Annotated in this window: 17 protein-coding genes; 6 read left to right on the forward strand and 11 right to left on the reverse strand. The window is 67.6% G+C overall.

The features are described from left to right. Positions 1-74: 74 nt before the first annotated feature. Entirely contained in the window at positions 75-1,118 is a 1,044-nt protein-coding gene (locus WD430_RS08930) for an LLM class flavin-dependent oxidoreductase (RefSeq protein ID WP_339105668.1), read from the reverse strand. Positions 1,119-1,250: 132 nt separating this feature from the next. Here WD430_RS08930 and WD430_RS08935 point away from each other — a divergent pair, with 132 nt between their 5' ends. From WD430_RS08935 to WD430_RS08950, 4 genes are all read left to right on the forward strand, one after another. Then, on the forward strand, positions 1,251-1,508 hold the full coding sequence (locus WD430_RS08935) for a hypothetical protein (protein WP_339105669.1): 258 nt from the start codon (positions 1,251-1,253) through the stop codon (positions 1,506-1,508). Between the two features lie 126 nt (positions 1,509-1,634). Continuing rightward, positions 1,635-2,303: an NADPH-dependent F420 reductase gene (npdG, locus tag WD430_RS08940; RefSeq protein ID WP_339105670.1), complete on the forward strand. Its 669-nt coding sequence runs from the start codon at positions 1,635-1,637 to the stop codon at positions 2,301-2,303. A gap of 193 nt (positions 2,304-2,496) precedes the next feature. Further along, complete coding sequence (locus WD430_RS08945; protein WP_339105671.1) at positions 2,497-3,459, forward strand: cobalamin-binding protein; 963 nt, start codon at positions 2,497-2,499, stop codon at positions 3,457-3,459. Between the two features lie 6 nt (positions 3,460-3,465). Further along, positions 3,466-3,909: a desampylase gene (locus WD430_RS08950; RefSeq protein WP_339105672.1), complete on the forward strand. Its 444-nt coding sequence runs from the start codon at positions 3,466-3,468 to the stop codon at positions 3,907-3,909. A 179-nt stretch (positions 3,910-4,088) separates the two neighbouring features. Here the strand turns inward: WD430_RS08950 and WD430_RS08955 are convergent, their stop codons facing one another. From WD430_RS08955 to hisS, 4 genes are all read right to left on the reverse strand, one after another. Further along, positions 4,089-5,585, reverse strand: coding sequence for a sulfatase-like hydrolase/transferase (locus WD430_RS08955; RefSeq protein WP_339105673.1), 1,497 nt, complete (start codon positions 5,583-5,585; stop codon positions 4,089-4,091). A 102-nt stretch (positions 5,586-5,687) separates the two neighbouring features. Continuing rightward, positions 5,688-6,221 carry a DoxX family membrane protein gene (locus tag WD430_RS08960; protein ID WP_339105674.1) on the reverse strand — a complete coding sequence of 178 codons (534 nt, stop codon included), beginning with the start codon at positions 6,219-6,221 and terminating at the stop codon, positions 5,688-5,690. Between the two features lie 131 nt (positions 6,222-6,352). Further along, the gene (locus WD430_RS08965) at positions 6,353-6,751 is read right to left on the reverse strand and encodes a hypothetical protein (RefSeq protein WP_339105675.1); all 399 of its coding nucleotides are present in this window, start codon (positions 6,749-6,751) and stop codon (positions 6,353-6,355) included. Positions 6,752-6,850: 99 nt separating this feature from the next. After that, positions 6,851-8,155, reverse strand: a complete 1,305-nt coding sequence (hisS, locus tag WD430_RS08970; RefSeq protein WP_339105676.1) for a histidine--tRNA ligase — start codon at positions 8,153-8,155, stop codon at positions 6,851-6,853. 195 nt (positions 8,156-8,350) lie between these two features. Here hisS and WD430_RS08975 point away from each other — a divergent pair, with 195 nt between their 5' ends. Next, a complete protein-coding gene (locus WD430_RS08975; protein WP_339105677.1) occupies positions 8,351-9,439 on the forward strand; it encodes a HAMP domain-containing sensor histidine kinase in 1,089 nt (362 codons plus the stop codon). Between the two features lie 12 nt (positions 9,440-9,451). Here the strand turns inward: WD430_RS08975 and WD430_RS08980 are convergent, their stop codons facing one another. The 4 genes from WD430_RS08980 to WD430_RS08995 all read right to left on the reverse strand — a co-directional run bounded on the left by WD430_RS08980 (position 9,452) and on the right by WD430_RS08995 (position 11,420). Next, positions 9,452-9,838 (reverse strand): hypothetical protein, encoded by a 387-nt coding sequence (locus tag WD430_RS08980; RefSeq protein ID WP_339105678.1) that lies wholly within the window; start codon positions 9,836-9,838, stop codon positions 9,452-9,454. Between the two features lie 77 nt (positions 9,839-9,915). Continuing rightward, positions 9,916-10,512 (reverse strand): asparagine synthase-related protein, encoded by a 597-nt coding sequence (locus tag WD430_RS08985; RefSeq protein ID WP_339105679.1) that lies wholly within the window; start codon positions 10,510-10,512, stop codon positions 9,916-9,918. Beyond that, a complete protein-coding gene (locus WD430_RS08990; protein ID WP_339105680.1) occupies positions 10,512-10,859 on the reverse strand; it encodes a DNA-binding protein in 348 nt (115 codons plus the stop codon). The genes WD430_RS08985 and WD430_RS08990 overlap by 1 nt, the downstream gene beginning before the upstream one ends. 105 nt (positions 10,860-10,964) lie before the next feature. Next, positions 10,965-11,420, reverse strand: coding sequence for a 30S ribosomal protein S19e (locus tag WD430_RS08995; RefSeq protein WP_339105681.1), 456 nt, complete (start codon positions 11,418-11,420; stop codon positions 10,965-10,967). Positions 11,421-11,586: 166 nt separating this feature from the next. Here WD430_RS08995 and thiL point away from each other — a divergent pair, with 166 nt between their 5' ends. Next, positions 11,587-12,498 (forward strand): thiamine-phosphate kinase, encoded by a 912-nt coding sequence (gene thiL / locus WD430_RS09000; RefSeq protein WP_339105682.1) that lies wholly within the window; start codon positions 11,587-11,589, stop codon positions 12,496-12,498. 37 nt (positions 12,499-12,535) lie between these two features. Here the strand turns inward: thiL and WD430_RS09005 are convergent, their stop codons facing one another. Continuing rightward, complete coding sequence (locus WD430_RS09005) at positions 12,536-13,690, reverse strand: site-2 protease family protein (protein WP_339105683.1); 1,155 nt, start codon at positions 13,688-13,690, stop codon at positions 12,536-12,538. 253 nt (positions 13,691-13,943) lie between these two features. After that, the gene (locus WD430_RS09010) at positions 13,944-14,189 is read right to left on the reverse strand and encodes a hypothetical protein (protein WP_339105684.1); all 246 of its coding nucleotides are present in this window, start codon (positions 14,187-14,189) and stop codon (positions 13,944-13,946) included. Positions 14,190-14,195 lie beyond the last annotated feature (6 nt).

Here is a 14,195-nt window from a genome sequence, read left to right on the forward strand (position 1 = left end):
ACCGCCCTCGTTTTCACTCGGACGGTCGACAGCGCGCGCCACCGCTCTCCAATTGTCCAGTCGGTCTCTCGAGGCTATTCGCGCGACTCGAGTCCGACGGCGTCGGCGAGCAGCTCGTGCGAGCGCAGCGTCGTCTCGGGATCGGCGTGCTGGCTCTGGATCACGACCTCGTCCACGCCGGCCTGGGACGTCAGTTCCTCGAGGATTTCTCGGGCCGTCGACGGACTGCCGGAGAGGTGGCGGGGCCACTCGCCGGGCGCGATGTCCGTCGACGACATCGGCTCGGGAACCCCGCCGAGGACGTCGATCGCGCGGTCGACCGACCTGATCGGGAGGCGGTCGACCCGTCCGTTTCGAAGCAGTCGCGACGAGGCCTCGGCGACGGCGCGGAGCCGCGCGGCCTCCTCGTCGGTCTCGGCGCAGGTCAGGTTTACCGCGATGGCGCCGCGCGGCTCCTCGGGGCTGGCGCCGTGCGCGGCGGGGTCGAAGTGCTTCCGGTAGGTCTCGAACGCCTGCACGGCCGGTTCGGGGCGGATGAACGCGGCGAAGGAGTACGGCAGTCCCAGTTCGCCGGCGATCTTCGCGCTCGCTGGACTCGAGCCGTGGACCCAGATTTCCGGCGCGGAGTCGCCAGCGCGGGGCACCTCGAGGTCGCGGAACGGGTGGTCGCCCTCGAATCCGCCGTAGAGGTGCTTGACGACCTCGTCGATCTTCTCCGCCTGATCGTCGCCGGTCCGCCGGCGCTGGCTGCGATCCGGCTGGAGGGCGAGATCGCTCGCCGGGTTCCCCGTCGCCCGCCCCAGTCCGAGGTCGATGCGGTCGGGCTCGAGCGCATCGAGGACGCCGAACGTCTCCGCGACCTTGTACGGGCTGTAGTGGTTCAACAGGACGGTCCCGGAGCCGACCCGGATGTCCTCGGTCTTCGCGGCCACGTGCGGAATCAGTACCTCCGGCGTCGTGCTCGCGACCGAGTCGGTGAAGTCGTGGTGTTCGGCCACCCAGAACCGCGAGTAGCCGAGCCGTTCGGCCTGCCGGGCGCGTTCGACCGTGTGTTCGAACGCTTCCGTCGCGGTGCCGTCCTCCGGCATCGGTGCGAGATCGACGATCGAGAGCTCCATACCGGACGGTGGGGTCAGCGCGGGAAGTGTGTACGCTTTCGGCGAGCCCTTGCCGACTCTCGGTCGGCCGGCGATGCCGGGCCGACCACTGACGGCCCAGCATTCACCCCGCTCGCTCCCGAAGTCGCTTCCGTGACTGGAACTACCCTCGAGGACGTCGAACGGAGCCTCGATCGCGCGGCCGACCTCGAGACCGAGGAAGCGGTGTCGGTCCTGCGGACCGCCCGTCAGGACATCGAGGACCTGGGATCCGATCCGGACGTCGACGAACAGCGACGGCGGGACCTCGCGGAGCGCCTCGACCAGCGGATCCGCGAGGTGAAAGAGCGCGACGCGTACGACAGCGGACTGGGCGCGGCGATGAATCCCGAAGACGACGAAGCGCCCTGAGGCACTCGGGATCGGACCGTCGGTCCGCGAGTGAGTCGATCCGTCCGACGCCGTGGCCGTCCGAGAACCCGGCGAGATCGGCCGGCCTCCACCCCTTTTATTCGGGAGCCGTCCGCAGAGTCGGGTATGCGAATCGCACTACTCGGCGGAACCGGCGATATCGGGCAGGGGCTGGCCCTGCGCTTTGCACGCGATACGGACCACGAAGTACTCATCGGCTCGCGAGACCCCGAGAAGGCCCGCGACGCGGTCGAGACCTACGAGGGGAATCTCGAGTCCCGCGGCGCCGACGCGGACGTCAAGGGCTTCGCGAACGAGATGGCGGCCGACCGAGCCGACGTCGTCATCCTCAGCGTGCCGCCGTACTACGCCGGCGACACCGTCGACGCGGTCGCGGACAGCCTCGATTCGGACACGATCCTGGTCACCCCCGCGGTCGGCATGCAGGGCGACGAGGACGGCCTCCACTATCACCCGCCGGGAACCGGCAGCGTCACCGAACTGGTCGCCGACCGCGCGCCCGACGAGGTACCAGTGGTCGGCGCCTTCCACAACCTCGCGGCCGACGCGCTCTCGGACCTCGACAACGACCTCGATCTGGACACGCTCCTCGTCGCGGACGACGACGACGCCAAGGAGACCGTCCGCAACCTCGCCAACGAGATCGAGGGCCTGCGCGCGCTCGACGTCGGCCCCCTCGCGAACGCCGCGGAAGTCGAGAGCGTCACGCCGCTGGTCATCAACATCGCGAAGTACAACGACGACCTGCACGACGTCGGCGTTAAATTCCACTAACGAACTTTTACTCTGTGTGCGGTCGCGGAGCGACCGCACTCGGTAAAACTTCGATGAAAAGCACTCCTCCTTCCCCTTCAGCCGCGCACAGCGCGGCTTTCGGGTCAGTCGTCGGCCCGCTCGCTCCCTCTGGTCGCTCGCGGTGACCGTTCCTACGCCACCGCTTTTGATCCTACGCGACCTACGGAGAACCATGCGAATCGTCACGACGCTCCCCTCGGCGACCGAAACCGTGGCCGCGCTCGGCCTCGAGCCGGTCGGCGTTTCCCACGAGTGCGACTACCCGCCCGCCGTCGAGTCGCTGCCGTCGGTCACCGACTCGAGGATCGACGCCGACGCCTCGAGTAGCGAGATCGACCAGCAGGTGCTCGAGACCGCCGACGACGGGGGCGTCTACGACGTCGACACGGACCTCCTCGAGTCCCTCGAGCCGGACCTGATCGTCACGCAGGGGATGTGCGACGTCTGCGCGGTCGACGAGGTCGTCATGGCGGACGCCGTCGAAGAAATTGATGCGGACCCCGAGATCCTGACCACGGACCCCCACAGCGTCGCGGACGTCCTCGAGGACCTCGAGCGAATCGGCCGCGCCACGGGACGCGAGGAACGCGCTCGAGCGGTCCGCGCCGACCTCGAGTCCCGGATCGATGCGATCCGAGGACGAACCGCCGAGGCCGACCTCGCGGGCGACGACCGTCCCCGAGTAGCGATCTTCGACTGGACCGACCCCGTCATGGTCGCGGGCCACTGGACGACCGATCTGGTCGAGTGGGCCGGTGGCGAGTACGGGCTGGCCGACGCGGGGGACCGCTCGAGTCCGCGCGAGTGGTCGGAAATCCGCGAGTACGACCCCGAACTGATCGTCGTCGCGCCCTGCGGCTTCGGCCTCGAGCAGACCGCCGCGAACGCCGCGGACCTCACCGAGCGCGAGGGGTGGGACGATCTCACTGCCGTCCGCGAGGGCCGCGTCTGGGCGATGGACGGCCACCACTACCTGAATCGGCCCGGCCCGCGGCTGGTGGACACTCTCGAGGCGCTGGCGCCGATCGTTCAGCCGGACTTATTCGACGAGGAAACACCGCCCGTCGCGCTCGAGAAGATCGCGGTGCCGTTCGAGCGGGTGACGGAGCGCCCCGATCTCGAGGCGGAGGCGTAGCTACCGGTGACCGGTTCCGATCCCGAACTCGTCGTCCCGGCCGAGATTCGTGACGCGATCCTCGAGCGCGCTCGTGAGGGCGCTCCCGAGGAGAGCTGCGGGATCTTCGGCGGCGACTTCGAGCCCGAGGGACGGAGTCGGGTTCGCTCGCAGTACCCTGCCGAAAACGTCGCCGAGACGCCGCGAACGCGGTATCGAATCGATCCCGAGGAACAACTCGCGATCTTCGAACGCCTCGAGGACCGCGGCGAGGAGATCGTCGGCTTCTACCACTCCCATCCCCGCGGGCCGCCGCGACTGAGCGCGACTGATCGAGCGCAGGCGACGTGGCCCGATCGGTCCTATCTGATCGTCTCGCTCGAGCCCCTCGAGATCGGGTCGTGGCGATGGCGTGAAGCGGAAGCGAGTGGCGAGAAACGGTTTACGCGCGAACGGATCGTACTCGAGTGAACGCCGTCGGTCGCGACGAGCGCCCTGCTATCGTGGCAACGGGGAATGCCACACCCTCCCCAGCCGATTCGTTCGCTCGCACGCTCGCTCACTCATCCCTCGCGCAGTTTCGTGCCGCGGTTCGTTATTCACTCACCGCGGCACAGCGCGCGCCACCGTACATATCTCGGCTGGAACGGTTACGACGCGTCCTCGAGCACGTCCGGAACCCATCCCTGATTCGGGTCGTCGGTCTCGCGCATCCACTCGATCAGGCGCTCGCGCATCCCCTCGCGGGCGTCCGCATACGCAGGGTGGTCGATCAGGTTCTGCAGTTCGGCGGGATCGGCCTCGAGATCGTACAACTCGTCGATATCGGGGCCGTTGTAGACGTACTTGTAGCGCTCGGTGCGGACCATCCGCTGGGTGTAGAGGCCGAACTCGTCGCCGTGGTACTGGGCGAAGGTGGAGTCGGGCCACTCGTCGGGAACGTCGCTCGAGTCGCCGCCGGCCTCGAGCAACGGAACCAGACTCCGCGCGTCGAACGATTCGGGGACGTCGACGCCGCCCAGCTCGAGGAACGTCGCCGCGAGATCGTGCAAATGCACTGGCGCTTCGCAGGTCGAACCGGGCTCGACGACGCCGGGCCAGCGCACTTGGAAGGGGATCCGGTAGGTGTCGTCGTACATCAGCGGGCCCTTGTTGAACTGGCGGTGGTTCCCCACGAAGTCGCCGTGGTCGGAGGCGTGGACGACGGCCGTCTCGTCGGCGAGACCGCGCTCCTCGAGCGCCTCGAGGATCCGCTCGAACTGGTCGTCGATCAGCGAGACGAACCCCCAGTACTTCGCGGTGGCCTCCGCCCAGTGGTCCCACTCGAGGCCGTCAGCGCCCCGATAGCGATGGAAGTTCTCGTGGACCTGCGGCTTCCCGTCGTAGGTCTCGGCGTAGCTCTCGGGCGGCTCGATCTCGTCGGGGTCGTACATCGAGGCGTAGGGCTCGGGGACGACGTAGGGATGGTGAGGGCCGTAGAAGTCCGCGCGGTGGAAGAAGGGGTCGCCGCCGTTTCCGTCCCCTCCGCCGCTACCGCCGTCGGCGTGCGCTTCGATGGCGTCGATCGTTCGCTCGGCGAGGAAGTATGCGCGAGTCTCCTCGACGTCTACGGGCGTCTTCGCTGCGACGAACGTTCCCTCGCTCGTATCCCGCGGGTCGTCGCCCGTGTAGAGTTCCTCCTCGAGGTCGACCTCGCCCAGCGGGACGCCTCGCTCCTCGCGGTACTCCCGGAACGCCTCGTCGATGTTATCGTGGTGTTTGTCGCTGCCGCCCAGATAGTCGAACCCGAAGTCCTCGGGCGTCTGGTCGCGGCCGACGTGCCACTTTCCGGTGTAGCTGCACCGGTAGCCCGAATCGGCCAGCAGTTCCGAGAACGTCGGTAACTCCGGCGGCAGATTGGGCCGGATCGCGTCGGCTTCGTGGCTGTTGTTGAGCATCCCGTGACCGTGGGGAAACAGCCCCGTCATCAGCGAGGCGCGGGCGCTCGTACAGATGCTGATCGGCGTGAACGCTCGCTCGAAGCGCACGCCCTCGCTCGAGAGTCGATCCATCGCCGGCGTCTCGACCGGCGGTCCGTCGGGCGCCGTACAGTCGTATCGCTCCTGGTCGGTGAGGACGAACAGAACGTTCGGGCGGCTATCGGCCATCGGGCGTCGTACACCGACGCCGTAGTTAATGGTCGGCCCTGCTACGGAGCGGACCGGCGGTCGAAAGAATACGACAGGCGTGAGCCGCGCTCCGCCACGCCATCAGCCGAGGAGGTAGCGCAGCCGCGGTCGCCGGCGGACGAACTCGGCCTCCTCGAGGTAGGCGTCGACGCCGAGGATCCGGCCCGCGGCGAAGACCCCGATGAGCACGAACATGAGGAGCCCGAGCAGGTCCCCGTTGACGTAGCCGTGCGCCCAATCGGCGTTGCCCAGGTAGAACAACGTCATCAGGACGCCGCCGAAGAGGGCGGCCAGGCGCACGAGCGCCCCGAGGACGAGCCCCAGTCCGATCAGGAACTCGCCGGCGGGGATCATGACGTTCGTGAACTCGAGCAGCCAGGGCGTCCCGACGACGAACTCGAACAGCGGCGCGATCGGCGTCTCGGCGTTCGCGAGGAAGCCGGCCGCGTCGAACGGCTCCCCGGCGACGAACGCGAACTTCGTCCACCCGGCGTGGAGGAACCAGTAGCCGACGACGAGCCGGATCAACACCAGCGTGTATCCCGCGGCCCCGTCGGCGTACTCGAACTCCTGGCGTCTCCCCAGCCACCGAACCGTCGCTTCGTTAGTTGCCATTGGCGGTCACCTTACAGTCACTACTCGGTGCTATACGGGCTTAAGACGGTCTCAGATTCCCGGTCGAGTGGAACGAACGCGAATCTCCCCTGCAATAGAGGTAGTTTAAGAGCGCGATCCGAAATCGCCGGTCACGAGCGGTCTTCGAACGGCGGACCTCCCTGCTCGCCGGCGTCATCACCGGCGTCGATATCGGTCGTCTCGACGAGCATCCAGACGCCGGAGACGTAGCCGAAGTACGCCAGCCCGAACGCGAGCATCGCCGCGCCGACGTGAAACGCGTCGGTGATCCCCTGTCCGATCGCGAGCACGCTGAACGTCGTCACCCCGCTGAACGCGGTCCCCGCGGTACTGTTCGGCGGGCTCGCCAACTGACGGACCTCCGGACGCAGAACGATCGCGATCCCGACGGCGTAGACCTGTCCGATCCCGGCCAGCAGGAGCACCGAACTGTCCGTCAGTCGAGCGAGCCCGGCGACGATCCCGCCGGCCGCGAGAAGCGCGAGCGCGTAACGGATCGAACGGCGCATTGACGTCACGTTCGCAGAACGTGTTGGTAAACGTACTGATAACGACCCGAGACACCGGAATATCGAGACCACCGGTTCGCTCCCTTGAGCGCCGTCAGTTTACGCGAAGTCGTCGTACGTCGGCCGCTCCCTGTCGCCGGGGAACTCGTCGACCGGCGCCTGCGTCTGGTCGCCCGATTCCATGTCCTTGATCGTCACCTCGTCGTTCGCGAGGTCCTGCTCGCCGGCGACGACGACGGTCTCGGCGTTGATCGAGTCGGCGTAGTTCAACTGCGACCCGAAGGAGCGATCCGCGACGTCGGTCTCGACGACGTGGCCTCGTTCGCGGAGGTCGCGGACGATCCGGGCGGCCTCGGATCGCGTGTCGCCGATCTGGAGGACGTAGTAGTCGGTCGTGAACTCCTCGTCCGGCCAGACGTCCGCCCGCTGGAGGAGCAGCGACAGCGGCGCGAGTCCGGGCGCGACGCCAACGGCGGGCGTCGGCTGGCCGCCGAAGCTCTCGATCAGGTCGTCGTAGCGGCCGCCGCCGAAGACCGACCGGGAGACCTCGCCGGTCGAGTCGAAGCACTCGAAGACGACGCCGGTGTAGTAATCGAGTCCGCGGGCGGTCTCCAGCGAGAGCGTACAGTACTCGCGGGCGCCGAAGTCGGCCGCGGCCTCGAGCACGTTCTGGAGGTTCGTGACCGCTTCCTCGACGCGGTCCGTACCGGCGAATTCGACGAGTTCGTCGAGATCGTCCTCGCCGACCGCGAGCAGGTCGTCGAACTCGGCGGCCTGATCGTAGCTGAGGCCGGCCTCGACGAGCAGGTCGTGGTACTCGTTGTGGCCGATCTTCTCGGACTTGTCGACGGCGCGGATGGCCGCGTCCGTGTCCACGTCGGCGTCGAACGACTCGAAGAGCCCGCCGAGGATGTCGCGGTGGGAGACGCGGAACTCGAACTCCTCGCCCGTGAGGCCGAGGTCAGTCAGCGCGTCGGCGGCGAACGCGAGAATCTCGGCGTCGGCCTCGGGCTCCGAGGAGCCGAAGATGTCGACGTTGGTCTGGTAGAACTCGCGGAACCGGCCCTGCTGAACCTGCTCGTAGCGCCAGAACGGCCGCGTCGAGACCCACTTGATCGGCTTCGAGAGCTCCTGCTGTTTGGCGACGACCATCCGCGCGACGGTCGGCGTCAGCTCGGGCGTCAGCGCGACCTCGCGGCCGCCCTTGTCCTCGAACGCGTAGAGCTCCTCGACGATCTCCTCGCCGCTCTTGTCCACGTACATCTGGGTGCGCTCGAGCGCGGGGGTTCCGACCTCCCGGAAGCCGTACCGTCGCGCCGCGGCCTCCAGGCTGTCGATAACCTCTCGGCGCGCCCCCATCTCGGCGGGATAGAAATCGCGAAATCCCTTGAGGTGGTCGTACATGTCTCCCGATTCGTTCAGGCCGCGCTTCAAACTGTCCTTTGTCGCTCGGGCACCGATTCACTTCCCGTCAGCGGCCGTGCGTTCGGCGTTCTCGCCGTCGCCCGTTTGGTTCGGCTGATAGCGGCATTAGTTCGACTCGCTTCGCGCCGAGATTCACCAGTAACTTGATATCTCTCTCCGTGCTGAGATACGCCCGTGCAACGGCTCGACGAGGACGACTGGGTCGCCGACGTCGGCGAACAGCTTCCGGTCTCGCCGCTGTCGGTCCTCGGTCTCGTTCTCGCCGCCACCATCGGCGTTCGGATCGCCGGCGAGACCCTCTCGACGAAGACGCTCCTCGAGAGCGTCTTCCCGTTCGCGATCGCGACGGCGGTCGTCCTCGCCGATCGGTTCCTCGTCGCGCAGGACGTCTCGGTGCGGGACAGACTCACCGTCTTCGCGTACGGTCTCGGCGGCTTTCTCGCCGCGTTCATCGTCGCGGCGCTCCACCTCTATATCGCCTATCTCGACGGACTCGGCGCTCGGTCGCCGCTGTACCTGCTGTTGATGAGCGGGACGATGGGCGTCGGTGCCGGCACCGTCGCCGGAATCTACGACATCAAACAGCGGGCCGCGACCCGCGAGGCCCGCCGGCAGAGCGAGCGCTTAGAGGAGTTCGCGAGCGTCGTCAGCCACGACCTGCGGAATCCGCTCAGCGTCGCGCGCGGTCGCCTCGATGCGGCGTTCCGGACGGGTGAGGCGAAACACCTCAAAGAGGTCGACGCCGCCATGACGCGGATGGACGAGCTGATCGAGGAGTCGCTGTCGGTCGCCCGCAGCGGGACGCAGGTCGAGGAGACCTACGAGGTGCCGCTTTCCGAACTCGCCGGCGACGCGTGGTCGTCGACGGCCACCGGCAATGCGAGTTACGAGGTCGTCGATCACCGAACGCTGCAGGTCGATCCCCTCCGGGCGAAACAGCTCTTCGAGAACCTCTTCCGGAACGCCGTCGAACACGGTTCGACGAGCCCTGCTTCGCAGGCTCAGCAGGATTCGCTCGAGCACGGCCGGGACGACGTCACCATCCGCGTCGGTCCCTGCTCGGGGGGATTTTTCGTCGAAGACGACGGCCCCGGGATTCCCGAGGGCGAACGCGAGCGGATTCTGGAGCAGGGGTACTCGACGTCCGAGGAGGGGTCCGGACTCGGGCTCGCGATCGTCCGGGCCATCGCGGACGCCCACGGCTGGTCCGTGACGGTCACCGAAAGTGAGACCGGCGGTGCGCGGTTCGAGTTCACTCGCTAGTGTCGTCGTCGTTCACGTGGGTTTGCCGTAGCCGGTGTACTTCAGTATCAGGTAGGGGGGAAGACCGGCGACGGCGAAACAGAGGGGGAAGACGAATTCGGACGAGACGTCGGTGAACGCGGAGAGTGAGAGCAGCAGCCCCGTCGCGACCAGTGCGAACGCGGCGAACAACGCGTTTTCGGCGGTGACCAACCCCTCTCGTCTGACGGCGATATACAGCGAAACGACTACGAGGACGGCCGTCCCGCCGAGAGCGGCGACGAGCAGCCGAAACCACCCCATTAGGAGACCGATCCAGAACCCGATCCCGACCGTCACGTACGCGGCTGCGAGCGCCGTCGTCGCCGTCCGTCCGCTGAAAAACTCGCCATCGTTCGTTTCGGATCGATTAACACACATATTTCTAGACTAGTCCGTCGTAGTAAATAGGTTGGTCCCGACGGGGTTCACGGGAACCTGAATTTCCGCTCTCCCCGCTATTCCCGCCGAACGCCCGTCACGTACGTCTGCGTGTGATCGGGGAAGCAGTCGTCGACGGCCTCGCGGCCGCCCTCGTCGGCGATGATCGTCCGGAGTTCCGCCTCGTAGTCGGCCCGATCGATCTCCTCGCTCGGCCCGACGGTCACCTCGAGTCGCGCCTCGACCAGCCGATCGACGGCGGTGCGGCCGAAGCCCGACAGCGGCGCGATGTAGTCGACGCCGTGGCGGTCCTCTAAGCTCTGTGCCTGGGCCCGAGAGATCGTCGGCACGCGGTCGTCGCGTCGCGTGCCGTCGGCGATGGCGTCGTACTCGCGCTCGGCCAGTCGCTCGAGGACCTGCTGGTGGAGCTGCTGGATGCCGTTCCGCGGGAAGCCGTCCTCGCGGATCTGCGCGGCGGCCTCGCGGGCGACGTCGGGGTCCAGCTGGAGCCGTTCGAAGTCGAAACCGGCGGCGTCGGCCGTCTCGCGGGCGTGTTTCCAGTCGTCGCTGATGCCGAAGTGGGCCGTCACCAGCGTGACGTCGTAGAACTCCTCGAGGAGAAGGGCCGCGAGCGTCGAGTCCTTGCCGCCGCTGTAGAGCAGTCCCAGCTCCATCAGCGCCGCTTGATGTCGAAGCTCTGGGAGTCGGGTTTCAGCTCCTGGAGGAGCTGTTTCATCTTCTCGTCGTCGATCTTCCCCTGCATGCGGCCGCTGCGGGCCAGGCTGATGACCTGCCGTTCGACCTGCTCGCCGAACTGCGGCTTGCTCATCTTGACCGTGTTGAGCCGCTTGCGGGCGTCGTCGGTCAGGTGCTGGCGGAGGACGGCCTTCTTCTGGGCCTCGGCCTGCTGCTGGGCGGCCTCCTGCGAACCGCCCTGCTGGTTCTCGGCTTGCTCCTGCAACTGCTCCATTTTCTTCTGTCGCAGCTCTTCGAGTTTCTCCTCGTCGGGTGCGTCGCTCATTGCTATCACGATTGTTGTTTCGCGCGGCGGAAAATGATTTCGGACGACAGGCGATACTGTCGGCGTTCGAGGGGTGTTCGGCGTGAAAACTGGATTCGTCTCGCGTTACGCGTAGCGCTCGAGTTCCGGACGGTCGAGCTCTTCGAGAACCTCGCCGGCGGTGTCGTCGAGGAGGCTCTGTCCCTCGGGAGTGATGCGGCGACCCTCGCCCTCGGCGGTCTCGACGAGGTCTTCCTCCTCGAGCTGCTGGAGGATCGTTCGGATCAGGTTCTTCGAGCCGTCGGTGCGCTTGTCGGGGGCGACCTGGTAGCGGTTCGAACCGCCCTTCGCGCCGCCGTACTCCGTCGAGAGTCGCTCGACGCCGACGGGGCCGCGGTCGGAGACCTTACGCAGGAGGCTCGCGGCGCGGGTCGCCCAGAAGTCCTCCTGTTCGGGCGGGAGTTCGCGGTCCACGCCACTCTTCGCGAACTTGCCCCAGTCGGGTTCGTCGAGCCGTTCCTCGAGATCGTCGGCGAGCGCCTCGATGAGGTCGTCCGCCGGAACGTCGTACATCGTAGCCATTGGCGTGTGGTTTCCGTCCGCCGCATTTAAGGCCATCGTTGTCCCGCGCAGCGGCGGCGTGGCGACCGCTCGCAGGGGTTCCGTGATCGGCGGGCGAGGCGGCGCCTCGAGACGCCCAGACGTCCCAGTCCGGGCGGTTTTTCGTGTTGGAATCGAAACGGGACGTATGGACGAACGCGCCGCCCTGTCGCTGCTGGAGGGCGAACTCGAGGCCGCCGGTGACGACGCGGCCGTCGTCGACGAGTTGGTCATCACGACGGACATGCTCCACGAACGGACGGACTTCCCGACGGGGACGACCCGCTATACGGCGGGCTGGCGAGCGGTCGGCGCGTCGCTGTCCGACGTCGCCGCGATGGGCGCCGACGCCACCGCCGCGGTCGCGGCCTACGCGGCCCCCGAATTCGACCGCGACGAACTGCTGGCGTTCGTTCGCGGCGCACGCGACGTCTGCGACCGCATCGACGCCACGTACGTCGGCGGCGACCTCGACGGCCACTCCGAGTTCACCGTCTCGACGACCGCGGTCGGCCGGAGCGACGACCCCGTTCGCCGCAGCGGCGCCGAACCCGGCGACCTGCTCTGTGTCACCGGGACGCTGGGCCGCAGCGCGGCCGGCCTCGAGCTGTTCGAACGCGGCGCTCGAGACGAGAGCGAGGACGCGACCGAACGAGCCAACGACCTGTTTCGCTTCGAACCGCGAGTCGCTGCCGGCGCGGCGCTCGCGCCCCACGCGACGGCGATGATGGACTCGAGCGACGGGCTCGCCCGCTCGCTCCACCAGCTCGCCGAGGCCAGCGACTGCGGTTTCGCGGTCGAATCGGCGTCGGTCCCGGTCGCCGAGGCGCTTCGCGAGGTGGCCGACGACGGCGCCGACGGCGAGACGGCCCTCGAGCGCGCGATCACCTTCGGCGAGGACTTCGAGCTCGTCGCGACGCTTCCGGAGTCGGCGCTCGAGACGGTGCGAGCGGCGATCGACGTCGACCTCTCGGTGATCGGGTCGGCCACCGAGCCCGTCGAGGAGATCACGCTGGACGGCGAGCAACTCGCGGATCGCGGCTATACGCACGGCAAGTAGCGCGCCGCGGACGGCGCTTGCCCGTCGTCGCTCGTCGCTACTGGACGACCTCGAGCGGGACCGGCATGAAACAGAGGAGCCCGAGCCCGAACGTGACGACGCCCAGCACCTGTCGACCGGTTCCGAGTCGGTCGTCGGTGACCGGATGCGCCGCGCCCGCCGACGCGAGGAGCGTGGTCAGGAACCCCCAGAGGAGCCAGACGAACACCGCCTGCACGCCGTGGTCGCCGATGTAGTAGAGGTAGCCCGCGAGGGCGAACAGCGCGCCGGGAACGAGCGCGCTGATCGTCTCGTGGAGGTCGCCGACCATCGCCCGGAGGATGTGACCGCCGTCGAGCTGGCCGACGGGAATCAGGTTGAGGAAGGTGACGAACATGCCGACCCAGGCGCCGATGACGACCGGATTGACCGACATCGCCGGATCGCCTCGGTACAGCGGGCGGTCGAACGCCGCCGCCAGCAACTCGAGCAACGGCGGATAGCCGAGCCGCAGTTCGATGGCGTTCGGATCGGTGACGACCGACTGCGGCGCGGTCACCGGCGGCAGATGGAGGCCGATGATCGTGACGGCGACGGTCGCGACCAGTCCGGCCAGCGGACCGGCGACGCCGATGTCGAACAGGGCCTTCCGGTTCGGAATCCGGCCTTTCATCCGGATGACGGCGCCCATCGTCCCGATGAGCGTCGGGACGGGGATGAAGTAGGGCAGCGAGGCGTCGACGTTGTGGTACCGACTCAACACGTAGTGGCCCATCTCGTGGATCCCGAGGACGCCGAGGATCGCGACGGTGAACGGCCACGCGTGCCAGATCGCTTCCGGGTTGGCGAACGGATCGATATGGTACCAGTTCGCGCCGGCGAACAGCGTCGACAGGATCGTCGCACACAGCAGCGCGATGTTCGTCCACGGGATCCCGTCGATCCCGACGCTAATCGGCTCGGCGACGAGGACGTACTCGCCGTGGCGCGTGGTCAGCTGGGGGTCGTATCCGGCTTCGCGGAACGCGGGCCACAGCTCCTCCATCGCTCGTTCGGGGTGGACACGCGGATCGCCGTAGTACACCAGTTGTTCGCCCTCGGCCCGCATCTCGTAGACCCGAAAGACCGACTCGATGCGCTCGAGCGGCGGGCCGTCCCCGGGGTGGTCGTCGTCGATCGACGGACCGAACCCGGGTACGTCGGCGTCGTCCATCATCCGTGATTGCGGGCCCCCAGCGTATAAATCGACTGTCGTCGGCAGGCCGGACCGTCTTCAGTGAGACGGGACTCGCGCAACTGGACACATTCTCGGACGGAAAATCGAACGAACGGGAAGAGAGACCGGACAAGAACGGGCCGACCGCCGTCGGAGCGGCCGGCCGGCAGGGCGTTGCACGGCTCGAGGGGCGTTCGTCACGCCGCTCGAACGGCGGGCCGGTGACCGCTCGGTCGCGGCGAGGGCACGATCAGGCCGGTGCGACGCGCCAGGTGGTCGCGCTCGTGTACGACCACTTCTCGATCTCGAGTTCGGTGGCGGACTCCGAGAGTTTGACCATCAGCGCGCCGATCTCCTTGGGGGACATCCCGACGTCGTCAGCAATGAACTTGCCCTTGAAGTAGAGCTCTCCGTCTTCGGCGCGGTCGCGGAGGTAGCGTTTCAGGCGTCGTTCCTTGCTTTCCGTGGAGGGTTGGGCTGTCGTGCTCATTGACATCCACGG

The organism is Haloterrigena sp. KLK7, from assembly GCF_037914945.1.
Taxonomy (GTDB): domain Archaea; phylum Halobacteriota; class Halobacteria; order Halobacteriales; family Natrialbaceae; genus Haloterrigena; species Haloterrigena salinisoli.